At 43.4% G+C, this 21,998-nt stretch carries 20 protein-coding genes and 7 pseudogenes; 24 read left to right on the top strand and 3 right to left on the bottom strand.

Annotated elements, in window-relative coordinates:
* Positions 1 to 78: 78 nt before the first annotated feature.
* Positions 79 to 1,104: an LCP family protein gene (locus tag JCM19039_RS06030; RefSeq protein ID WP_042424960.1), complete on the bottom strand. Its 1,026-nt coding sequence runs from the start codon at positions 1,102 to 1,104 to the stop codon at positions 79 to 81.
* A gap of 70 nt (positions 1,105 to 1,174) precedes the next feature.
* Positions 1,175 to 1,806, bottom strand: a pseudogene (locus JCM19039_RS06035) (YigZ family protein).
* A 284-nt stretch (positions 1,807 to 2,090) separates the two neighbouring features.
* On the opposite strand from JCM19039_RS06035, the pseudogene JCM19039_RS27145 reads away from it, so the two are divergent.
* From JCM19039_RS27145 to JCM19039_RS06135, 22 genes and pseudogenes are all read left to right on the top strand, one after another.
* Positions 2,091 to 2,719 (top strand): annotated as a pseudogene (locus tag JCM19039_RS27145) (histidine kinase); the annotation flags it as partial.
* A gap of 51 nt (positions 2,720 to 2,770) precedes the next feature.
* Positions 2,771 to 3,184 carry a sensor histidine kinase gene (locus JCM19039_RS27150; protein ID WP_373975168.1) on the top strand — a complete coding sequence of 138 codons (414 nt, stop codon included), beginning with the start codon at positions 2,771 to 2,773 and terminating at the stop codon, positions 3,182 to 3,184.
* 79 nt (positions 3,185 to 3,263) lie between these two features.
* Positions 3,264 to 3,982: pseudogene (locus JCM19039_RS06045) on the top strand (response regulator).
* 116 nt (positions 3,983 to 4,098) lie between these two features.
* A pseudogene (locus JCM19039_RS06050) lies at positions 4,099 to 4,943 on the top strand (DegV family protein).
* A 58-nt stretch (positions 4,944 to 5,001) separates the two neighbouring features.
* Positions 5,002 to 6,453: a DEAD/DEAH box helicase gene (locus JCM19039_RS06055; protein ID WP_052398562.1), complete on the top strand. Its 1,452-nt coding sequence runs from the start codon at positions 5,002 to 5,004 to the stop codon at positions 6,451 to 6,453.
* Positions 6,450 to 6,878 (top strand): ComF family protein, encoded by a 429-nt coding sequence (locus JCM19039_RS21705; protein WP_052398563.1) that lies wholly within the window; start codon positions 6,450 to 6,452, stop codon positions 6,876 to 6,878. The genes JCM19039_RS06055 and JCM19039_RS21705 overlap by 4 nt, the downstream gene beginning before the upstream one ends.
* 47 nt (positions 6,879 to 6,925) lie before the next feature.
* Positions 6,926 to 7,138 (top strand): annotated as a pseudogene (locus JCM19039_RS21710) (ComF family protein); the annotation flags it as partial.
* A gap of 98 nt (positions 7,139 to 7,236) precedes the next feature.
* Positions 7,237 to 7,647 carry a TIGR03826 family flagellar region protein gene (locus JCM19039_RS06065; RefSeq protein WP_042424964.1) on the top strand — a complete coding sequence of 137 codons (411 nt, stop codon included), beginning with the start codon at positions 7,237 to 7,239 and terminating at the stop codon, positions 7,645 to 7,647.
* Positions 7,644 to 7,850 (top strand): flagellar biosynthesis anti-sigma factor FlgM, encoded by a 207-nt coding sequence (locus JCM19039_RS06070; RefSeq protein WP_042424966.1) that lies wholly within the window; start codon positions 7,644 to 7,646, stop codon positions 7,848 to 7,850. Before JCM19039_RS06065 ends, JCM19039_RS06070 begins: the two co-directional genes overlap by 4 nt.
* A 73-nt stretch (positions 7,851 to 7,923) precedes the next feature.
* Positions 7,924 to 8,430, top strand: a complete 507-nt coding sequence (locus tag JCM19039_RS06075) for a flagellar protein FlgN (RefSeq protein ID WP_042424969.1) — start codon at positions 7,924 to 7,926, stop codon at positions 8,428 to 8,430.
* Between the two features lie 15 nt (positions 8,431 to 8,445).
* The gene (flgK, locus tag JCM19039_RS06080; protein WP_042424972.1) at positions 8,446 to 9,855 is read left to right on the top strand and encodes a flagellar hook-associated protein FlgK; all 1,410 of its coding nucleotides are present in this window, start codon (positions 8,446 to 8,448) and stop codon (positions 9,853 to 9,855) included.
* Positions 9,856 to 10,011: 156 nt separating this feature from the next.
* Positions 10,012 to 10,929 (top strand): annotated as a pseudogene (gene flgL / locus JCM19039_RS06085) (flagellar hook-associated protein FlgL); the annotation flags it as partial.
* A gap of 183 nt (positions 10,930 to 11,112) precedes the next feature.
* Positions 11,113 to 11,556, top strand: coding sequence for a flagellar assembly protein FliW (gene fliW / locus JCM19039_RS06090; protein WP_042424977.1), 444 nt, complete (start codon positions 11,113 to 11,115; stop codon positions 11,554 to 11,556).
* 4 nt (positions 11,557 to 11,560) lie between these two features.
* Entirely contained in the window at positions 11,561 to 11,785 is a 225-nt protein-coding gene (csrA, locus tag JCM19039_RS06095; protein ID WP_042424980.1) for a carbon storage regulator CsrA, read from the top strand.
* 333 nt (positions 11,786 to 12,118) lie between these two features.
* Positions 12,119 to 12,856 carry a LuxR C-terminal-related transcriptional regulator gene (locus JCM19039_RS21715; RefSeq protein WP_052398565.1) on the top strand — a complete coding sequence of 246 codons (738 nt, stop codon included), beginning with the start codon at positions 12,119 to 12,121 and terminating at the stop codon, positions 12,854 to 12,856.
* A gap of 110 nt (positions 12,857 to 12,966) precedes the next feature.
* Positions 12,967 to 13,338: a hypothetical protein gene (locus tag JCM19039_RS06105; protein ID WP_042424983.1), complete on the top strand. Its 372-nt coding sequence runs from the start codon at positions 12,967 to 12,969 to the stop codon at positions 13,336 to 13,338.
* 14 nt (positions 13,339 to 13,352) lie between these two features.
* The gene (locus JCM19039_RS06110) at positions 13,353 to 13,547 is read left to right on the top strand and encodes a YjfB family protein (RefSeq protein WP_042424986.1); all 195 of its coding nucleotides are present in this window, start codon (positions 13,353 to 13,355) and stop codon (positions 13,545 to 13,547) included.
* Between the two features lie 146 nt (positions 13,548 to 13,693).
* Positions 13,694 to 14,026 carry a flagellar protein FlaG gene (locus JCM19039_RS06115; protein WP_052398566.1) on the top strand — a complete coding sequence of 111 codons (333 nt, stop codon included), beginning with the start codon at positions 13,694 to 13,696 and terminating at the stop codon, positions 14,024 to 14,026.
* 129 nt (positions 14,027 to 14,155) lie between these two features.
* Positions 14,156 to 15,934 carry a flagellar filament capping protein FliD gene (gene fliD / locus JCM19039_RS21720; RefSeq protein WP_052398567.1) on the top strand — a complete coding sequence of 593 codons (1,779 nt, stop codon included), beginning with the start codon at positions 14,156 to 14,158 and terminating at the stop codon, positions 15,932 to 15,934.
* A 12-nt stretch (positions 15,935 to 15,946) separates the two neighbouring features.
* A complete protein-coding gene (fliS, locus tag JCM19039_RS06125; RefSeq protein WP_042424991.1) occupies positions 15,947 to 16,357 on the top strand; it encodes a flagellar export chaperone FliS in 411 nt (136 codons plus the stop codon).
* The gene (locus JCM19039_RS06130; protein WP_042424993.1) at positions 16,354 to 16,713 is read left to right on the top strand and encodes a hypothetical protein; all 360 of its coding nucleotides are present in this window, start codon (positions 16,354 to 16,356) and stop codon (positions 16,711 to 16,713) included. The genes fliS and JCM19039_RS06130 overlap by 4 nt, the downstream gene beginning before the upstream one ends.
* 332 nt (positions 16,714 to 17,045) lie before the next feature.
* Positions 17,046 to 17,429 carry a hypothetical protein gene (locus JCM19039_RS06135; protein ID WP_042424995.1) on the top strand — a complete coding sequence of 128 codons (384 nt, stop codon included), beginning with the start codon at positions 17,046 to 17,048 and terminating at the stop codon, positions 17,427 to 17,429.
* Between the two features lie 9 nt (positions 17,430 to 17,438).
* On the opposite strand, the gene JCM19039_RS06140 is transcribed toward JCM19039_RS06135, so the two are convergent.
* The gene (locus JCM19039_RS06140; protein ID WP_307190181.1) at positions 17,439 to 18,200 is read right to left on the bottom strand and encodes a DUF6612 family protein; all 762 of its coding nucleotides are present in this window, start codon (positions 18,198 to 18,200) and stop codon (positions 17,439 to 17,441) included.
* 448 nt (positions 18,201 to 18,648) lie between these two features.
* Between JCM19039_RS06140 and hpf the strand changes: the two genes are divergently transcribed.
* Together hpf and secA are read left to right on the top strand one after the other, a co-directional pair.
* The gene (gene hpf / locus JCM19039_RS06145) at positions 18,649 to 19,215 is read left to right on the top strand and encodes a ribosome hibernation-promoting factor, HPF/YfiA family (protein ID WP_042398118.1); all 567 of its coding nucleotides are present in this window, start codon (positions 18,649 to 18,651) and stop codon (positions 19,213 to 19,215) included.
* Between the two features lie 266 nt (positions 19,216 to 19,481).
* Positions 19,482 to 21,993: pseudogene (gene secA, locus JCM19039_RS25225) on the top strand (preprotein translocase subunit SecA).
* The last annotated feature ends 5 nt before the right edge of the window (positions 21,994 to 21,998 follow it).

Raw genomic sequence — 21,998 nt, forward strand, 5'->3', positions numbered from 1 at the left:
ATTCCGTAAATACACATAATATCTATTTTACATGATTCAAAGAATAAAAGTAAATATCCATTTGCAGGAAATGTCAGATTATGTTTGTTCGTCTTCCGATGGTGCTGCATGATCTTGAATGGCGGATGGATCATAATCCAGGTCTAAATGGCGTCTTAGCATGTTTGATGCGTGTGCGATTGACTGGTCATCCACAACGATGTATTCGGATCCTTCGATTCTTGTTGGTTCTCCTTCTAATTGAAACCGTTCCAACTCATCGAGTGATGACGCGTACGAATGGAATGCTGTGAGTTGTTGAAACGACTCGAAATTATGACGCATATTGTTTTGGAGGTTATCAAACACTTGATTATAATTTCCGATGTTTGAGATGGAAGCGGCTTCTTGGATTAAAGCGACCATCACTTCCGTGTGACGTTCTCCTCTTGCAAGGACCCCGTCGGTTTGGCGGTGTCTCGCATACGCGAGCGCCTCCTCTCCGGAAAGGGTTTGTTCTCCTTGCTCGATGTAAATTTGATCGTGGTTACCATCGGCGTCTTGTTCACTAAAGGAAATATCAGAATCAATATCAATGCCTCCGAAAGTGTCAACAATATCTATGAATGCTTGAAAGTTTACCGTTACATAATAATCAATCGGAACATCTAGAAAGTTCTCAACCGTTTCAATGGCGAGGTTGTGACCGCCGTATGCATGGGCATGGTTGATCTTTTCATGACCAGGACGTTCTGGGATGTCAACATAGGAGTCGCGTGGGATGCTTAGCATTTTGACTGACTGTTCTTCTTGATTAAATGTTGTCAAAATCATCGCATCACTAATTCCAGAAACTTCTCCGTCTCGATTGTCAACACCGAGAAATAAAACCGAAACGTTGTCGTCGGCGATGCTTCCTTCTTCTTGACCGTTCGGGTTATTTGATCGCTCAATTCGTTCAAATGTATCACCCATGAGACCGGTTGTTTGCTGCCACATCCATAACAATCCGAGACCTGCGGTCGCAAAGATCATAAATGCGCTAAGGAGGAGGAAGATGGCGAGTCGCTTCCTCCTCCGCTTCTTGCGCATCCTTATTCTAGATTTATGGGAACGCTCTTCCATGCTTCTCCTCCTTCAAGACCGATATTTCATCATTTATTTCCCGGGAAATTTGTCAGATTGCGTCGAGCAGTTATCGATCTTCTTCTAAATAAGACGTTCCTTCTGCCTGAAAGGTTACGCGATCATTTGAAACTTCTACCAACCAGCTTTCAAAGGTGGACCTTTCTTCGAAAGGAACAGCGATGTGAAACGTGACTTGTTCATTATATTCAATGTCTGTCAGTAAATAGCTCGATTGCCGAATTTCATTTTCTAACTTACCGAGCAACTCATACGTACATTCTACACGATAATTTTGCATCAATCGACGATTAACGACACCAATTTCTTCTGTTCCGAGTGAGACTGAACTTCCATAAGCGCGAATGAGCCTCCGGCACCAAGTTTGATGCCACCAAAGTAGCGGGTAACAACGACGACAGTATCTTTTAGGTTTTGCTTAAGGAGGACGTTAAGCATAGGGACACCGGCGGTGCCAGATGGCTCGCCATCATCATTTGCTTTTTGGATATCGTCGTTCTCACCAATCACATACGCAGAGCAATTATGAGCTGCGTTCCAATGGTCTTTCTTAATCGCTTCAATAAATTCTTTCGCAGCATCTTCTGTTGACACACGCTTCATATGGGTAATGAAACGTGATTTTTGGATAGTCTGTTCGGCTGAGCCTGTTTTCTTGATCGTATAGTACGAATTGAGCATAAAGTGGAAATTCCCCTTTCGAGACTGTAACTGCATTATAATCTTTTTGTAACACACGAAAAGCGATAAAAATGATACTGTCAGACATGTCAGCAGTTTGTATTAGAACTGTCGCAGATTATGGTATTTCTTGAACTTTTCTTCTTATTAGCCGTTTAGACCCTGAAGAATGTGCTAAAATAATCATATCGAATCGTAGCAAGCTGTCAATTTTATCGATTCGAAAGACTGGTGGGTTTGGATTGAGTTCAAAGAAATCGCTCGACCAAATCATCGAGCAAATGATGGAAACTGTTAGAGACAGTAAAGAGCAAATCTTCGAGATTTGCGAGAAAACACGTAAGGAATATGCGGGGCTGGAAGTCGAATTAAAGGATCTTCGACTCAAAGTAGCGAGATTATTCGACAAACAGACTATAAGGAAATGCATGCACGATTAGCCCGCAATCGTCTTGCAGAAGTAAGTAAGGAATTCGGTAAGTATAGTAATGAGGAAGTTCGCAAAGCTTATGAGCATGCTAACGAACATCAAATACAACTCGCAGTACTGAACCAAGAAGAAAAGCAACATCGAGAACGAAGGGACCACATTGAGCGAAGGTTGCTTGAATTAGAAGATACAATTTCACGAGCTGAGTTGCTTGTTGGACAAGTTTCAGTCGTTCATAACTTTCTCATCGGTGATTTGCGAGAAGTAGGAGAAATTGTTGAGGATGCGAAAGAAAAGCAAGAGTTTGGATTAAAGATTATTGAAGCTCAAGAAGCGGAACGAAAACGGGTCGCTAGAGATATTCATGACGGCCCTGCCCAATTACTTGCGAATGTTTTACTTCGCGCCGAGCTCATCGAACGGGCATATAATGATCAAGGAATTGAAAGCGCACTGAAAGAAGTGAAAGATGTTCGACATGCGATTAAAGCGAGTCTCGCTGATGTGCGCCGGATCATATATGATTTAAGACCGATGGCTCTTGATGACCTTGGGCTCATTCCCACATTAAAGAAATATTTAAGTTCTGTATCCGAGCGTGTCGAGGATAAGACAGAAGTGCGCTTTATTGTGATCGGTAATGAGACGCGTATGGAACCAAATTTAGAAGTTGCTCTTTTTCGCCTCGTACAAGAAGCGGTCCAGAATGGTTTGAAACATGCAGAAGCCAATCAAATCTTAGTGAAGGTTCAAGTAACAACAGACCGAATCATGCTGATCATTTCAGATGACGGCAAAGGATTTGATCATACAGAAAAGAAAGATGACAGCTTTGGAATCATGGGCATGAAAGAACGTGTAAACATGCTTAAAGGTGAATTTGCGATCGAATCAGTGATGGGTCGAGGAACTAAACTCGTCATCACAGTGCCAACGAGCGATGATTAGGAGAGAAGTTTGGCTTATAGTTTAACGCGATAAAAGGGTAAAGTGAATTTACCTGAAATGCGGAGAGGTGAGTTGAGTAATGATAGAACAACAACAAGATCAAATTAAACTACTATTAATTGATGATCATAAGTTATTCCGTGAAGGGGTTAAGCGGATATTAACGATGGAGCACGACTTTGATGTTGTAGCCGAAGGGGACGACGGTGGTGAAGCTGCTGACCTTGTTGCGAGACACCGTCCTGACGTTGTGCTCATGGACATTAATATGCCAGGAGTTAATGGGGTTGAAGCGACAAAGCAATTAATTGAACGTTTTCCAGAAATTAAAGTGCTTATTCTGTCCATTCACGATGACGAAACGTACGTGACACATGTTCTAAAGACAGGGCTGCCGGCTACTTGTTAAAAGAAATGGATGCAGATGCTTTAATTGAAGCTGTGAAAGTTGTCGGCTCTGGTGGGGCGTACATTCACCCTAAGGTGACGCATAACTTAATTAAAGAGTACAGAAGGTTAGCGTCTGGAAACGGTGCAAATGCGAACCATGACAGCCATGAAGTTGGGTTTCGAGAGGTCGAATACAGGAAACCTCTTCATATCTTAACGAGGCGTGAATGTGAAGTGTTGCAACTAATGACAGATGGCTTTAGCAACCGGATGATCGGTGAGGATCTGTATATTAGTGAGAAGACCGTGAAGAACCACGTAAGTAACATTTTGCAGAAGATGAACGTGAACGACCGTACTCAAGCAGTTGTTGAATCAATTAAAAAAGGCTGGGTAAAGGTCCGGTAAATGAAAATGTCGAAGCATAATTATCTGCTTCGACATTTTTTTATGTAATAACTTTCAATTCAATTCAAAAGGCCTTATAGTTAACATAGGAACAAAACTGAGAAGTGAGGTCCAGCATGTCTAAAATAGCGATTGTTACCGACAGCACAGCGTACCTAGACGAAGATACCATTGAACGTTACAATATTACGGTTTTGCCTCTAAGTGTGAATTTTGGTGAGGAAACAATTGAAGAGACGGAGTTAACACCGGAAGCATTTTATGACAAAATGCGCAACGCTCCGGATCTACCAACAACGTCCCAACCTGCATTGGGTCATTTCATCGAGAAGTTTGAGCAACTGTCAGAAGATCATGATGCGATTCTTTCTTTTCACCTATCGAGTGGGATTAGTGGCACATACCAGACGGCAGTGAGCGCTGCGCGTTCCATTGAGTCTGCGAAAGTGTATCCATTTGATAGTGAAATTAGTTGTGAGCCGCAAGCTTTTTACGTGAAACGAGCCGCAGAAATGGCCGAGCATGGTGACGATATTGACCAGATTTTTGCCAATTTGACAGAATTAAAACAAACAATGCGAGCGTACTTTATCGTTGACGACCTTAATCATCTTCATCGCGGAGGCCGGTTAAGCAGTGCCAGCGCTTGATTGGTAGTGCATTGAAGATCAAGCCAATCCTAGCTTTTGAGAATAAAGTTATTGTTCCATACGAGAAGGTAAGGACATACAAGAAGGCGTTAAATCGTGTGCTTGAGATGTTAGATGAAACTGCGAAAAAAGGGCGGAAAATGAAAGCATGTGTCATTCATGCAAATGCCCCTGAAGAAGCGGAAAGAATAAAAGCGACGTTAGCGTCGAAGTACGATCAAATTGAAGTGTCTATTTCATACTTCGGCCCGGTCATTGGCACGCATCTTGGTGAGAAGTCCATTGGTCTTACGTGGTATGATTATGAATAAAGGCAGTGTAAGCTGTCTCAGTTTATAAATCAGAATATTCTTTAATTGGAGGTGTCAGATGATTTGTGCTTGGATTCGTTCTAGCCTACATGATCAACCGTTTATTGTGCCTGTAGATTGGATAGAAGCGGATGATGAGCGACAATCATCACAAGGGTGTATCGCTGAACTTGAAGAACCAGACAAGTATACTTACACGGGACGCGTTCTGCTCATGAACGAATTAGAACACACACAAACTGAAATTAGAGAACGTGTCCGATCTGGGGAATACATGCTTGTCCAAGGAATCTCCGTCCAAAAAGGGAGACGCCCGGAATGTCGTCGGTGTGGCAACCATAACCGAAAACGTTTTGCTACGAATCGATGTAGTTGGTGTAAATCAAATGAATGTCTGTACTGTCGTGAGTGCATCGGAATGGGCAAAGTGACCCGTTGCACCCCGCTCGTGGCAGAAACCCATCGCCCAGCATTCCCCGAACAACAACTTCACTGGTCAGGAGCATTAACCCCCATGCAAATGAAAGCATCAGAACGGATGGTCCGGTCTTTAAAAGGCATAGCACATCGAGAACAGCTCATCTGGGCAGTTTGTGGAGCTGGGAAGACAGAAATGTTATTCCCTGCCTTAATCGAAGCGGTTCGCCAACAAAAGATCATTCTAATTGCAACACCGAGAACAGACGTCGTTTTAGAGTTAATTCCTCGTTTGAAGAAAGCTTTTCCCACTCTCCAGATTGCTGGGCTTTATGGCGGCAGTGATCAACGTTTCCACAACGCACAGCTCTTTATTTCCACTACCCACCAAACACGACGGTTTCACAATTATTTTGATGTCGTTATTGTCGATGAAGTCGATGCTTTTCCTTATAGTTATGACTCTACACTTGCCTTCGCTGTTCAAAAATCCTCCACGCGCACAGCACATACATTCTATTTAAGTGCAACACCAGACAAAAAGTTAGCGAAGCGCCTCGGATCGACAGGGCAAATTGTGAAAGTGAAACGTAGGTTTCACGGCTATCCATTACCGACCCCGAGATTTTGCTGGATCGGAAATTGGAAACGAGAATATGAAAAGACGAAGACGAGTCGGTATGTACTCAATTGGATTTCAAAAAAAGATGAGGCACGGAGGAGAACATTAATCTTTGTCCCTAATCGGTCGATGGCAGAGAAACTAGCTGAGTTCATCGGTCGTTCGGACATCACTTCCGTGCATAGTGAAGACCCTAGCCGTAAAGAAATTGTTGAACAGTTTCGCCGAGGAGAGTATCAACATTTATTTACGACGACGATTCTAGAGCGAGGTGTGACGTTTCCGTCGATTGACGTCGCTGTGTTCGGTGCAGAAGATGATATCTTTACAACAGCAGCACTTGTACAAATTGCAGGAAGAGCAGGCAGGAGCTCCGCTGACCCAACCGGCGATGTCGTGTTTTTTCATTACGGCAAAACGAAGGCAATGGTGAGTGCTGCGAGAATGATCAAGGAGATGAATCGCTCATGATTGCATGTGCCTATTGTGGAAAAGTTGATTCTCCGCTTCCAAGTTGGGCAACATTTTTTGTCGTAAACGACAACAACCTTTGTGGTCGATGTGCAGAACATCTAGAAAAGCTCGAATCACCGTGGTGTGAAGTGTGTAGTAGACCGATGAAAGAAAACGGCATTTGCAGTGATTGCAACCGTTGGGAATCGAGTGCGAAGTGGGCTGGGTTAATCCAAAGGAATCGGTCGGTTTTTCAGTATAATGAGTGGATGCAAGGATATTTGGCGCAGCTCAAATATCGGGGAGATGCTGCACTTGCTGATGTGTTTGCCCGTAACCTGCAACGTATCTACCGTCAACAATTCGACCGATGTTTACTCGTCCCGATCCCGTTAAGTGAACAACGAATGAGCGAAAGAGGTTCAATCAGAGTGAGGCTCTAGCAAATTTTTTCCCTGAGAAAGTAGCGGATGTTTTAGCACGAACCGTCCATGAAGATAAAATGAGTAAACAAGGTCGTAAGGGTAGGCTTTCAGGAAATGCCCGACCTTTCGTTGTCGTGAATGCTAACCCAATTCTGAATCAACATGTTCTACTCATCGATGACGTATATACGACGGGAAGCACCGTTAGAAAAGCCGCAAAGCCATTGCTTGAAAAAGGAGCGATCAGTGTTTCTTCATTAACATTAGTGCGTAGTTAATTTCTGTTTCTTTTGTCCTATTATTGCCCTAGTTACTAAACCGCAACCCGAAGATGACCGATAGTAATAGTAGAAGAGTGCTTTTGGAGGTGCCGAGCATGGCAGAGTTGATGAATTGCAAATCGTGTGGCAATCTGTACGTAAAGACGATTCGAGATGTTTGTGATTCATGCTGGGGTGAGGCAGAAAAGCGATTTGAACGTGTCTACCAATTTGTAAAGAAGAGAGAAAACCGTAAAGCGACCATACAAGAGACATCAGACCATACGAATGTAACAGAAAGCGAGATCTTGGATTATGTGCGCACTGGACGAATTCAACTAACAGACTTACCTGGATTTAATTGGCCATGTCACTTTTGTGGCAACCCAACTCGAAGCGGCCAACTGTGCCCTGCGTGTGAAAAACGGTTGTCTGAAGATCTTCATAAAAGCATGTCCCCAGTCGAAGGTTCAGGGGAGCGAGCTTACTGGGTAAAAAACGAGCATCACGAAAGGAGAAAATCATGAAAATCCCTTCTTTTGGATCAATTAATCAATACTATAAACAATCGCAAGTGAAATCAACACCCGCAAGTAAAGGGGAAGCTAAACAAGATCGTGTAGAAATTTCTCAAGCGGCAAAAGAGATGCAATCAGGGAAAGTAGACCCGGCAAGAGAGCAGAGAATACAAGAGCTGCAAGCGAAAATTGATGCGGGTGAGTACCGGTAGATGAGCGAGCGGTAGCAAAGAAATTTTATGATTATTGGAATGAAGAACGATGAGTAGCAGAGAGGAAGTTACCGTGAGTGTCGTAAACGAATTAGCTAACGCATTCGAACAGCTTGAACAACGGCATCTTTATCTTTTGGAGTTAGCTGAGCGTAAAACGGAAGAAATAAAGCAAGCCAATGTAAAGGCAATCCAAGAGGTTGTGAAGTTTGAACGTGAGCAAGTAAAAAATGTTCGGCGACTTGAACGTGATCGTCAACAAATGACAGCGCGTGTTATGAAAGAATTTGTGCCACACGAGCCTTCGGAAGCACCGATGAGCGAGTGGGTGAACAAGTTGCCTCACGAGGAACAATCTCTGCTTGCGCAACGTTCATCCACGCTTCTTGCAGCCATCGAACTATTGAAAGAGCGCAATGAATTGAACCAAGAATTGCTGTCCGATAGCTTAGCTGTCGTTCAATCGACACTACAAATGATTCAGCCTGATGAAGAGGCGATTGCTTATGCACCTGCAGGGTCTTCGGCGAAAGGGAAAAACGATTATCAACGATATTCAGCCTTTGATTCAAAGGCGTAGAAAGGGGAGGTTGTGATGGGTTCTACATTCCATGGGTTGCACACCGCATACAAAGGATTAATGGCACAACAACAAGCATTAAAGACGACTGGACATAATATTGCAAATGCCAATACCCCAGGCTATTCACGTCAACGTGTGAATTTTTCAGCCTCACAAGCATTCCCGGCACCGGGTATGAATGCACCCTCGATTCCAGGTCAAATTGGCACGGGTGTAGACGTGGATTCTGTACAACGGATTCGCAATGAATTTCTTGATCAGCAATTTCGCGGAGAACACGGCAAAGCTGGGTATTGGGAGAAGGTTCACGAATCGTACATACGAATGGAAGACATTATGAACGAACCAACTGATCATGGACTTAGCAGCGTGATGGACGAGTTTTGGCAGGCGTTGCAAGTGCTCGCTGATAATCCGAACGATAACAGTGCGAGAGAAGTCGTTCGTCAACAAGGAGAAGCGCTCGCAGATACGTACAACTATATGCAAAGTTCATTACGGACTGTTCAAAATGAACTAGATAAAGAACTTGAAGCATCAGTGCAAAAAGTGAACAACTTGATGCAACAAATTCAAGATTTGAGCAACGATATTAACCGGATGGAACCTCACGGGTATGTTCCGAATGATTTATACGATCAACGAGACCGGCTCATTGATGAACTTTCGGAGTACTTGCCTATTGAAGTTGAGCGGGTAGAGGGAGCCGGTGGGAACAGCCATCCAATTGCGATGGGACCGATTCAGATTCACCTTACTGATGCGAATGGTGACCGTATCGGAAATGGGCCGATTGTTGGTGGCGAAGATGGGTATGTAGCTATTGAATACCCAGAAGTTGCAGATGGTGAACCTCGTGAGATTACGATTGCTGGGGTCACAGACTTAGGAAACTTAGGGAAGATTAGCGCATTGCACCAAAGCGTTCACGATACGTACCCGAATATGATGGGTGATCTTCAGGACATGATGAGTTCGTTTGTTGATGCGTTTAACGGTGTACACAATGATGGAAGTGAGGAACCAGTCGATTTCTTTAATTTCTCAGGTGATACCCTTGAGCTCAGTGAAGCGATTCGTGAAAATATTCAAAACATCAATGCAGGTTCTTCCGGCAGTAGTGACGGCTCGAACGCTTTATTGCTTGCAGCTGAGATTGATGAACTTGCAGAAGGATACCGTACGATCATCGGACAGATGGCGGTAAAGACGAGCAATGCTGCTCGAAATGACTATAACAGCCAATCTAGACTATCAACAATTGATGGCAATCGGATGGCGATGAGTGCGGTTAGTTTAGACGAAGAGATGGTCAACATGATTACTTTTCAGCATGCGTACAACGCAGCTGCGCGCCAAATTACAGTCATTGATGAAATGCTCGATACGATTATTAACCGTATGGGTGTGGTCGGACGATAATGGAAAGTGAGGGAGAACGATGCGGGTAACGCAAACGATGATTGCCAATCAGACGCTTCGCCACATTCAGAGCAACTATTCACAGATCTCAAAATACCAAGATCAACTTGCGACAGGTAAGAAGATTAGCCGTGCGTCACAGGACCGGTTGCTGCGACAAGTGGGATGTTTTATCGCACGCAAGTCCGGGAGATCGAACAGTTTCAGAGAAACATTTCTTCGGCGCAAACGTGGGTAGAGACGAGTGATCAGGCTGTTTATGACGTGAACCTTGCAATGCAGCGGGTACGAGAACTGACTGTACAAGCGTCTAATGATACATACGATGAGACGCAACGAGCGGCTGTTGCTGAAGAGATCGCACAAATTATCGACCATATTGCTGATGTCGGTAATACGCAAGTAAATAAGAAATATATTTTCAACGGTACGAATGCAGGAGATAAGCCTGTCGATCAAGCTGAATTCGACATAAGTATTGAACAATTTACGGAAATGGAAGACCGGAACGGTGCGGTGCTTTATTACGAAGGCAACGTTTATGTTTGGAGTGATGGTGTCTTCTCCTCAGACAATGAAGATCTTCCCGACATAAGCATTGAAGATTTCGGTGAAAGTGTCGATCCCGAACAGGCGGTTCTATTTGGACCGAATGCAATTCAGATGAACGGCGAAAACGTTAATCTTGAACTCATGAAAGATGTAGAAATTCCAGTGAATGTAAACGGGAATGACGTGTTTAGTCATGAGATGTTTGGGGATCTCATTCTATTGCAGCGAGCGATGACCGATGAAGGGGCAGATATTGGCAGTCACCTGCAAACGGTGGACCGGCATATGGACGATATTCTTACGGTAGAAGCACAAATTGGTGCGAAACAAAACCGTATCGACCTCACCGAGGCGCGTATGGACCAGCAATTTGTTACGGCGACAAGAATTATGTCTGATAATGAGGATGCAGATATATCAGCTGCGATCATAAACCTCGTTATACACGAAAGTGTCTTGAACGCTTCTTTAGGTGCAGGTGCAAGAATTATGCAACCGAGCCTTATGGATTTTCTACGCTAAAAGAACCGTAACAGGATTTCAATAATCCTTGTTACGGTTCTTTTATTTGTGGTGAATCATGATTCCTGTGTAAGCGATGTCAAGTCTCTTGAAGTACGGGAAGTGCTATTTCGCCTTTCGAACGAACCGTAAATCAGTTAGAATAGAGGAAAGTTTATCCAATAAAGTGAAGGTGATGTTGCGTTGAAAGTAAGTACAAAATATTTTGGAGAAGTGGAAAGCAATCTTACAGAAGTTATACAATTTCCATATGGATTGCCAGGATTTGAACGAGAGAAGCAGTTTATCCTCCTGCCATTTGGGACAGACACTGACTCTCCTTTTCACGTGTTGCAGTCGATCACCCGAGCGGAAGTCGCGTTTATCGTTGCGGATGTGTTTCAATTTTTCCCAGAATACGAAGTGGAAATTTCAGAAAGCGACGTACTCGCGCTAGAATTGGAAAATGAATACCGGACAGCGCTTTGGGGGTTGATTACCATTAAAGAGCCTTTTGCTGAGTCAACAATGAATTTGGTTGCTCCTGTTGTCATAAATGTGGATAAAAAGCTAGCAAAGCAGTCATTTAAAGATCAAACTACGTATACACGCAAGGAACGTCTTTTCCGACAGGTGAAGGAGGGGTAACCATATGCTCGTTTTGACGCGTAAAGCCGACGAAGCCATCAAAATTGGCGATCAAGTCGAAATTAAGATTATTGGCATTGATAACGATCAAGTAAAAATAGGCATTGAAGCTCCTAAGCATATTGATATTCATAGAAAAGAAATTTATATAGAAATTCAAGAAGAAAATAAAGCAGCTGCGATGATTTCTGAGGAACTTTTTTCCCAGATTCGTAATCTGAAAAACTAGCATAAATAATAGATATATAGATTAAATAATGAAATATAAGTCCAAACGCATATATTTGTGAAATTTTCTGTGTGAAACCTGTATGTTGAATATGATGTTTTGTCTTAAAAATAATTCCAAAACACTAGTTCTATTCTCCGTGCCAGCCTGTTCCCTAATTTTGTCATGATTATTGCACCTTGCCCAGGTTGATGATCATTGTTAATCTTTCAACGAGAAGGTGTTAACTATCTGTTTGTTCTCTTGGTTTTATCACGAATTATGGTTCTTAAGTCTTAATTATAAAATAAGCAAACGTTTGATTAAGGATCGATGATGAAGGAGGGATCATTCATGCAAATCTCTGCCCGACCCCGCCCAGGGAAGAAGGCGGAACCCTCTCGCCCTTTTCTTTGGCTACAACTAGGTGGAAAAAGGAATGATGAATACTTACTCACAGCATTAAAGGCAATCGGATTTGATGCTGAATATTTCGAACATACACCAGTTCGAGCCGATGAACTCCGAACACGAGTTACTTTGCTCGCAAAGGAAGAGAGTTTTCGCATATTAGAAAGTAGTGAGTTGCGAAAATTAATGAGAGACTACCGGATCCTTGCGGCAATTCCCGCTGATACCCCGGACCTATTGAGAAAAGCCGTTCATTCGGATATTTCAACACTCATTTGTATTAATCAAACCTCTAGACAAATTGCGCAACATTTTGCCGTTGCCAATGATTATTCGTCATACGTTGATCCACTTCTACAGATGGAACTCGTCGAAGTTCTTCGTCTGAATCGTGGTTCACTGCGAGATGAGAAACCGTTTAAGATCACGAAAAACGATGAAGACAATGACGCGCTCAAGCTTGACCACGCGAAGGCGTCAATGAGACTGACGGCTTCAGAGTGCAGAGTATTAGACTCGATTTTAAAAGGTAAAAGTAACCGAAAGATTGCTGAAGATGACTTTTTGAGCGTTTCAACAGTAAATAATCATGTGAGTCAATTAACGAAAAAGATCAATGCAAATGATCGTACCCACGCCATTAAGCGCGTGATTCAGCTCGGTTGGCTTCGGTCAGGCTGACTCCGTTCGCTAAACAAATCTTGAAAAGCTCCGATACTATAAGTAACACAACGAGCGAAGTGAGGAGCTAGCTCGCTCGTTGCAGACTTTCGAACACGCGGAGATGGTCAATGGTGTATGAACGGGAATTAGTGAAACAGCTAGAAATTGTAAGCGGTCGAATTGTTTTTACAATGGAACATAGTTTATACTTAATTGAGAACCAGTCAAGGAAAGCGACAATTATTAGTGAGCTCAAGCAAGTTCTAGATTTTTATAAAGAGCTTGATTCTTACATTCCAAGGACTGGAGACAACAGTGAAATTGGGAACGTAAAAGCGAGATTAACCCGCGCACGACGTGGAATTGAAGAAGTGATTAGCATTGTAGAACTTGGTTATTACAGTCGTGCGCAAGACGTGCTGGCCAATCATCTGCTCCCTGCCAGCAAAAGGTTTCTTGAACATTTGCCGATGGCATTTTCTTTAGAACCGAATGCATAAAGGAGGACAATGGTTTGGATATTGCCGGACTATCAATGCTACAATCTCAACATATCGCTGGTGTAGAGTTGAACACTGCACTACTAAAGAAAGTAAAAGAAACGGCTGATGAGCATGGGCAGAGAATGAATCAAATGCTAGAAGGAGTTCATCAAGCCGAAAGAATTGCTGAACCACATAAAGGAACGGCAATTAATATTCGCGCGTAATGTGGGGAGTAGCTCGTTAGCTACTCTTTTTTAATTTCTAAAATTTGTCATTTGAACGTATCCTTAGCCTTATCTTCAGTGAAAGAGCTGTACTTTTCGGTAATTCAGCCGATATTAGAAAAAACTGAATAAGGGCAGGGATGAATATGGAAACGAATGATATTACTGTGCGCCCCTCAACGATCGCACAAGCTTCACTGCCACGAGTGCCAAAGAATGAAGGGGGCGACCTGCAAAACAAGGAAAAGCCGATGGATTTGGCGCTAGTTAAAATTCATGTGGATGAAGCGAATGAAAGGCTGCAGTCGGTGCATACAAATTTACGATTTAAGATTCATGAAGACTTATCAAGAGTGTATGTACAAGTCGTTGATCGCTTCTCTGACGAAGTCGTAAGAGAAGTTCCGCCAGAGAAATTGCTAGACATGAGTGCAGCTTTGCTTAGGCAAGTCGGTTTGATTGTTGATGAAAGAAGTTAGAGCGGCTGTCGTAGCCGCTTTTTTTCGTTGACGCAGACCGACCTTCGACCTATCTTTATGATGATCGGTAAATGATCAATGATATTGGTCGATAAAAGGAATAACAAGGAAATTGAGCGGGGTGAAGGAATGAGAATTTCAGGGTTTGCATCAGGAATGGATATCGATCAGATGGTGCGGGATCTCATGCGGGCGGAGCGGGCACCGATGGACAAGTTTATGCAACAACAAACATTTAAGAACTGGCAAGTTGAAGCATATCGAGAATTAAACACAAAGATTCGCTCCTTCGAGCAATCGGTGTTCGATCGTTTGTTAACACCGAGTAAATTTCTCGGGCGCACAGGTACGTCAACAAATGACAGTCTCGTGAGCGTCACTTCATCGTCAGGTACGGGTAATGCACAGTATACGATCAATTCTGTATCCCAACTTGCAACCGCCGCATCTGCGTTTAGTAAAGAACGAGTCGGGGGAGAAGATTTTGATGTGCGTTCGCCTCTTGTAGACCAATATGATGATTGGAGCACGGGTAAAGTCGTCACGGATACGGCAGTGCACGAAGGAGATGGGCAGTTTTCATTCGGCAGTGAGCATGACAACATCAAAGCCGACTCCGAAACGATCGTTCGTGTGAACGGGCGCACCTATCAAGTAGTGAATGATGAGCCTGAGGCAGGCCAAGTCCGAATTGACGGAAATACGCTTCAGTTTGAGGACGGAGCTGTAGGCGAGAATGATCGGGTGGAAGTCGAGTTTATTACTGATGCTGAGGGACAGTACAAGAAGGCAAGCATGTCGACGTTCAATGAGCGCGGAGAAGAAGTGATGCACAGCATCTTCATTAAGCCAGAGGAATCTCTCCAGACGGTGATGAACAAGTTTAACAATAGTGGTGTGGGCGTGAACATGTTCTATGATGACCATCAGGGACAAGTCGTCGTCTCACGTACTGATACTGGCGTGTTCAATGAAGACGGCCCTGAAATTCGATTTGACCCCCATCTTGGTTCAGAAAATTCGGGGGCTAATACTTTCTTTGGAGGGTTTCTTAATCTCGAAGAAACGAACGATCAAGGGGCAAAAAATGCCAAGTTTGAAATTAACGGTTTATCAACAGAACGCAGATCGAACACGTTTTCAGTTGGGAATTTGACGATGACGCTTGGAGGAATATTTGATTCGCCAGTGACGGTCTCTTCTTCTGTAGATACCGATAAAATTGTGGATAACATTACAGCATTCGTTGATGAATACAACGCCTTAATCGATGAAATTCATGGAAACGTAAACGAACGACAAAATCGCGACTTTCCACCGCTTACGGATGAACAACGTCGTGAGATGAGCGAATATGAAGTGGAAATGTGGGAAGAGAAAGCACGCAGTGGCTTAATGAGTCGGGATCGGCAATTGAGTGCATTTTTAAGCGACATGAGAATGACGATGTATCAAACCGTTGAAAACGGACAGTCTGACATCCGTCATTTGAGTGACCTTGGTATTACGACTTCGAATGACTATCTTGAAAACGGGAAGCTTGAAATTGATCAAGCAAAACTGAGGGCAGCGGTTCAGGATGATCCTGAAGGTGCTTACAATTTCTTTGCACAAACGGGTGAAAACCCTGGATTGGCTAGGCAATTGCGGAGCGATTTGAACGGTGCGAGTGATATGGTTTCAAGAAAAGCAGGAGGGTCAAGCGGGCGTCACCAAAACCATCAATTCTCTTTAGGGAGAGAGTTAAATAATCTTGATACGAGAATTAGCAATTTTGAACGTCGCCTTGAACAAAAAGAACAACGGTATTGGCGCCAGTTTACAGCGATGGAACAAGCCATTGCCCGTGCAAACTCTCAAGGGGATATGTTGTACAACTTCATGTTCGGGAACGGAAATATGATGTAGGAGGTCAAGGCAATGACATTTACCGGTGCAAATGCTCAATATGCGTATCAACAGAATCAATTTCAGACAGCATCTCCTGGGGAGTTGACACTTATGCTCTTTAATGGTTGTTTGAAATTTATCAAACTAGCGGAGAAGGCAATGGATGCAAATGATCACGAAAATAAAAATGTCAACATTTCTAAGGCCCAAAACATTATTCGTGAACTGATGGTTACGCTTCGAGTGAGTGACGAAACGACCGAACAGATGATGAAAATGTATGACTTCATTTATGATCAGCTTGTACAAGCAAATGTTCAAAGTGATCGTGAAGCGTTAAAAACAGCCAATACGTTCGTAGCCGAATTTCGCGATACGTGGAAACAAGTCGTGCAACTCGATCGCAAAGAGCGGCATGCAAGTGGAGCGAGACTACAATGACAATGATTACGATTCTCCATGAGCTAACGGAGAAGCTGTACAACCATATCCAAAAGCCTTTGCCATCGGGTGATGATGAGCGCGAACGGTACTTAGCAATGATCGATGTGTATTTGGAAAAACGGGAGAAAAGAATGAATGCTGCTGATCAACCTGGCGAGGCGGTGAAGGGCGACCGAGAAGCCTTAGAGATTGTCCGTATGAACGAAGTGATTCAAGAACGGATGACCGAAATCAAAAACCTTATTGGTCAAGACCTCCATCAAGCCCGAATGCAAAAATCAATTCAGACTCGTTATGAACGTGCTGACCAAGGAGTTGTCGGAGAAGGGTATTATTTTGATCGTAAAAATTAATGCTTTCTCTTAGTATATCTCAATAAGTTTGAACAACACTCAGACGGTTTGAGTTAGTCAATTTTATAAATGTGAAAACTTTCCATTTACGCCCGTTCCGCTCGATTAGGAAAGGGCTTTTTCCATTTATATGGATGAATTCTTCGCCCGTTGTGCAACTTAGCAACGGATAACATCGTTGATTTTGTTGAACATGGCACTCTTTAGAAATGCCTTGATAGAAAGTAGTGTTCTCGCATGTATAAGGAATAGATGACGTTTTACTTTTTTCGGTCTATTCCATTCCTCTCGTTTGCAAAGGTTCTTTGATATAGTGTGAGTGAGGTGATTAGATGAATGCAGGTTTGAATCAACAAATTCAATTCTTAAACAATTATAGAGAGTACGTTGATACGGTAGTGGATGGATTGCAGTTGGCTGTACAATTTTTTCGTGAGGAACAGCATCCATCTGGTGAGCGATTGTTACAAGACTTTATGGCGGGGTTTGAGCGATTTGGTGAGGACAATATGACGATGTATGCACTGTTTGGGACGGATGAGTGGCTCGCGAGCGAATGGCGCACATTTCAGGAAGAATGCGAAAATGTTCGACATACGTTAGCAACGAATGACAAGAAAAATTGGACAGAAGTTATTACACAACAGACGATCCCCGTTTTCCAACGTTGGAAGTTAACGGTTGATCAACTAATCCAAGAAAAGCAAGGCAACTAAAGGGAGCGCTTATTCGACTTCGTCGGTAGAGCTCCCTTCCAATTCTTGAAAAGCTTCAATGTCAATTTGGACTTGTTCCGCATTTTCAACGACATCGTCAGGGATGTCAATCGATTCTATGTCGTTGTAGTCACTATAAGTGAGTTGCAACGACTGTTGTGCACTGATTTGTGCGCTCTGTCCACTGCTAATCATCATATCAATGGTCGTCGTAAACGCGCGCATATGCATCGTATCCTTATCAATAATAATTTCAAACGTATACGATTCGACATTGAGCAAACGGTCGAGGTCTTCCATCATTAAACGGAACCCTCCTTGCAAGGCAGGGAACAACTCTTCTTCTGCTTCTTCTAACCCTTCTAAATCGCCATCGGCTGTAATCGTATAATGATCGTCTCCTTCAACGAGCGTGATCGAGGTTGGATCAACCTGTTGCTCGAATAGGTTGAATTGATTTTCTTGATTAAATTGTTGAAGTGCATACAATGAATCGGCAGTTTCTTCCGGCAGCTGAATCCACGTATTTAATGAACTCTCATGAACAAAAAATCCGATATCTTCATGAAAATAGGTTTCAATGACCGATTGCTCATCGGCCGAGTCATTATCTTCTTCGAGTGTGGCGATTTCGTGGTAAGCGAACGGATCTTGGGTTAGTTGTTGAGTCGTCTCGGTAATGATACGTGCTGTCGCTAAATTTCTGCGATTGGATTGTTCCGCTCTCATATTAACTTCGTAACTGTCCAGAGCGCCATCGTCGTCATGGATTGTTCAAGTAAAGCCAGTGCTTCCTCCTCGGCGCTTTCTTCTTCACTTCAGGAGCAGGACGCTCTTCGGGTGGTTCAGGTTCTGTGCTGCCTGAACATGCGCTGAGCAAAATTAAGAGACATGCAAACAATAACCAGTGTGGTCTGATTGGGATCCCCCCTAAATAACCTTCATTGACCTTATTTTACCATATCTCTAGTTGCCGAATGTATGGAATTGGAATTGCGTAGATTATGAATTCTTGACAAAAATGTAAACGAATAACAATTTAACTGAAGATTGATAAAAGAAGACGTTTTTCGACATCGAGCAGTTCTTCTAATTGGCTAGCTCCCACATAGGATAAAACATTACAGCTGTCACACACCTGTAAATATTTTGTCGTTTTGGCAGGGATTTAATAAGGGTATAGAGAAATTGTATACATCCTGAAAGGAGGAGTCTGATGATGAATTACAATATCCGTGGAGAAAACATGGAGGTAACACCATCATTAAGAGACTATGTAGAAAAGAAAGTAGGGAAAGTAGAGAGGTATTTTGATTCACCTCCAGTTGCCGATGTGCACGTCAAAATGCAGGTGCAAAATACCAATGAAAACGATATAGAAGTAACCATCCCTATGTCTCAACTTCTTCTGCGAGCTGAAGAAACGCATCCAGATATGTATGCCGCCATCGACCTTGTGGTTGAGAAACTTGAGCGACAAATACGCAAATACAAAACGAAAGTCAATCGCAAATTCAGGCAAAGTGGAACGAAAGACATTTTTAAAAATGAAATTGGTGTCACCGAGTTATCGAACGGTTATACCCCAGAAGACGATGAGGAAGGTTTTGACCTCGTTCGGACGAAGCGGTTTAATTTGAAACCGATGGATGCTGAGGAAGCCGTGTTACAAATGGATATGCTCGGTCACTCATTCTTTGTATTTTCAAATGCAGAGAATGGCGATACGAATGTCGTATACAGACGTAAAGACGGCAGATACGGGCTTATTGAGCCTGAGGCTTGATCGTCGTAATAAGGCCGCTCCGATACGGAGCGGCTTTTCATTTTGGTTAATGACACGTTACATACGAAGGAAACTTCTTCTTTTGCACGTCATCATTAACGTTTCTGATAGGTTTGTCAAAACAGGTTGAGAACCCTGCATTGTAACAGATCAAACAAATTGTTAAAATAGTGAATGGAGACTATTTGAAGATAGGGAACGAAGGAAGTTCCTCATGAGTATACAATACACATCAACAACATGACGTTTGAGAGGAAGTTGATTACATGATCGGATTACTGAAGAAAGTAATTGGCGATACGGATGAGAAAAAGTTAAAAAAGCTAGAGAAACTTGTAAACGAAGTGAACAGCTTAAGTGATGAAATGTCAGGGTTGTCAGACCACGACTTGGCTGGGAAAACGGAGAATCTTAAATCACGTTACCAAGCAGGCGAGTCGCTCGATGATCTCTTGCCAGAAGCATTTGCTGTTGTTCGAGAAGGTGCGGACCGTGTGTTAGGTCTTCGCCCGTATGATGTTCAGGTCGTGGGTGGCATTGTGTTGCACCGCGGAGACACTGCGGAAATGAAAACGGGTGAAGGTAAGACGTTGGTCGCGACGATGCCCGTGTATTTGAATGCAATCAGCGGTGACGGCGTGCACGTCGTCACGGTGAACGATTACCTCGCTCGACGAGATAGTGAGCAAATGGGTGAATTGTACCGTTTTCTCGGTCTGACTGTTGGCTGAATGAAAAGGGAATGACGAAAGACGAGAAGCGTGAAGCGTATGCAAATGACGTAATTTACGGGACGAATAATGAGTTTGGCTTTGATTATTTGCGCGACAATATGGTGCTTTACAAAGAGCAGATGGTGCAGCGCAAGCTAAACTTCGCGGTTGTCGATGAAGTCGACTCAATTTTAATTGATGAGGCGAGAACCCCGCTCATTATTTCTGGTTCTGTTGAACAGTCCACCGATCTGTACGTAAAAGCAGATGGGTTTGTTCGGATGCTGCGTGAAGATGAGGACTACAATTACGAGGAAAAATCGAAGAATGTGCGTCTGACAGAGGAAGGTGTCAACAAAGCTGAGAATTATTTTGGCTTGGACAACCTGTTTGATGCGGGCAACGTGCAATTGACTCACCATATTAACCAGTCGATGAAAGCGCACCGAGCGATGTTTAGAGACGATGACTATGTGGTTGAAGAAGGAGAAGTTGTGATTGTAGACTCCTTTACAGGACGTCTCATGAAAGGACGTCGCTACGGAGATGGACTTCATCAGGCGATTGAAGCGAAAGAAAGCCTCGCCATCCAGAAGGAGAGCATGACGCTTGCTTCCATTACATTCCAAAACTATTTCCGGATGTACAAGAAATTATCTGGAATGACAGGTACGGCGAAAACGGAAGAAGAAGAATTCCAAAACATCTACAATATGAACGTCATTTCTGTGCCTACGAATGTGCCAATTCAACGTACAGACAAGTCGGATTTGATCTACAGGAAAATGGACTTCAAATTCCAAGCTGTCGCTGATCGAATTGAAGAAATTCATGGCACCGGACAGCTATTCTTGTGGGTACGGCTAATGTGGACACGTCTGAGCTCGTTTCCAAGATGTTAAAAAAGAAACGGATTGAACACAACGTTCTAAACGCGAAGAATCATGCGAACGAAGCGAAAATCATCGAAAAAGCCGGTCAAAAAAATGCGGTCACGATTGCGACGAACATGGCGGGTCGTGGAACCGACATTAAGTTAGGTGAAGGCGTACCTGAGCTTGGCGGATTGTTTGTTTTAGGTACAGAGAGAAATGAAAGCCGTCGGATCGATAACCAGCTGCGCGGACGTTCGGGTCGTCAAGGGGACCCGGGCATGTCACAGTTCTTCCTATCAATGGAAGACACGCTCATGCGCAGATTTGCAAAGGAACAGATGCAAAATACATTGCAAAAAATGGGTATGGAAGATGATGAGCCACTGGAAAGTAAAGTCGTAACGCGTATTGTTGAGTACTCGCAAAAGCGTGTTGAAGGTCATAACTTTGATGCCCGTAAGCAGATCTTGCAGTACGATGATGTAATGCGTGAACAGCGTGACATCATTTACAAGCAGCGCATGGACGTGCTCGAGTCAGACAACCTTTCAGAAGTTGTTGAGGGCATGATGAAGAGCGTGTTGGACCGTACCGTTGCTCAATACACTCCTGAAGCAGAAGTGCCTGAAGACTGGGATATTGAAGGGCTTATCGCCGAATTGAACAACACCGTATTGTATCGCGGTGATGTGACAGTGAATGACTTATACGGGAAAGAACCAGAAGAAATCATTGAGTTCTTAGACGGTAAAGTAAAAGCGAATTACAAGGCGAAAGAAGCGGAAATTGGCGAAGAGAAAATGCGGGAATTTGAGAAAGTGATCATGCTTCGCGCGGTTGACCGCAAATGGATGAATCACATTGACCAGATGGAGCAATTGCGTCAAGGCATTCACTTACGTGCGTATGCTCAAAATGACCCGCTTCGTGAATATCGTCAAGAAGGCTACACAATGTTTGAAATTATGGTTTCAGATATTGAAGAGGAAGTCACTCGCTACGTCATGAAAGCGCGAATCCGCAACAACATGGAGCGCCAGGAAGTAGCGGAACAAAAAGAAGCGACTCATGGCGAGAAGAAGCAAGAAGAAAAAAAGAAACAACCGATAAAAAAAGGCACGGAAGTGGGCCGTAACGAACCATGCCCATGTGGAAGCGGGAAGAAATATAAGCATTGCCACGGTGCTTAAAATAA

This window comes from Geomicrobium sp. JCM 19039, assembly GCF_000698145.1.
Lineage (GTDB): Bacteria > Bacillota > Bacilli > Bacillales > Marinococcaceae > Geomicrobium_A.

Coding starts and splice junctions, on each gene's coding strand:
- hpf (WP_042398118.1), top strand. CDS start 18,649: ATGAATTACAATATCCGTGGAGAAAACATGGAGGTAACACCATCATTA.
- JCM19039_RS06135 (WP_042424995.1), top strand. CDS start 17,046: ATGAATGCAGGTTTGAATCAACAAATTCAATTCTTAAACAATTATAGA.
- JCM19039_RS21715 (WP_052398565.1), top strand. CDS start 12,119: ATGCAAATCTCTGCCCGACCCCGCCCAGGGAAGAAGGCGGAACCCTCT.
- JCM19039_RS06065 (WP_042424964.1), top strand. CDS start 7,237: ATGGCAGAGTTGATGAATTGCAAATCGTGTGGCAATCTGTACGTAAAG.
- fliS (WP_042424991.1), top strand. CDS start 15,947: ATGACATTTACCGGTGCAAATGCTCAATATGCGTATCAACAGAATCAA.
- JCM19039_RS06055 (WP_052398562.1), top strand. CDS start 5,002: ATGATTTGTGCTTGGATTCGTTCTAGCCTACATGATCAACCGTTTATT.
- JCM19039_RS06130 (WP_042424993.1), top strand. CDS start 16,354: ATGACAATGATTACGATTCTCCATGAGCTAACGGAGAAGCTGTACAAC.
- fliD (WP_052398567.1), top strand. CDS start 14,156: ATGAGAATTTCAGGGTTTGCATCAGGAATGGATATCGATCAGATGGTG.
- JCM19039_RS06070 (WP_042424966.1), top strand. CDS start 7,644: ATGAAAATCCCTTCTTTTGGATCAATTAATCAATACTATAAACAATCG.
- JCM19039_RS06115 (WP_052398566.1), top strand. CDS start 13,694: ATGGAAACGAATGATATTACTGTGCGCCCCTCAACGATCGCACAAGCT.
- JCM19039_RS06030 (WP_042424960.1), bottom strand. CDS start 1,104: ATGGAAGAGCGTTCCCATAAATCTAGAATAAGGATGCGCAAGAAGCGG.
- flgK (WP_042424972.1), top strand. CDS start 8,446: ATGGGTTCTACATTCCATGGGTTGCACACCGCATACAAAGGATTAATG.
- csrA (WP_042424980.1), top strand. CDS start 11,561: ATGCTCGTTTTGACGCGTAAAGCCGACGAAGCCATCAAAATTGGCGAT.
- JCM19039_RS21705 (WP_052398563.1), top strand. CDS start 6,450: ATGATTGCATGTGCCTATTGTGGAAAAGTTGATTCTCCGCTTCCAAGT.
- JCM19039_RS27150 (WP_373975168.1), top strand. CDS start 2,771: ATGGCTCTTGATGACCTTGGGCTCATTCCCACATTAAAGAAATATTTA.
- JCM19039_RS06105 (WP_042424983.1), top strand. CDS start 12,967: ATGGTGTATGAACGGGAATTAGTGAAACAGCTAGAAATTGTAAGCGGT.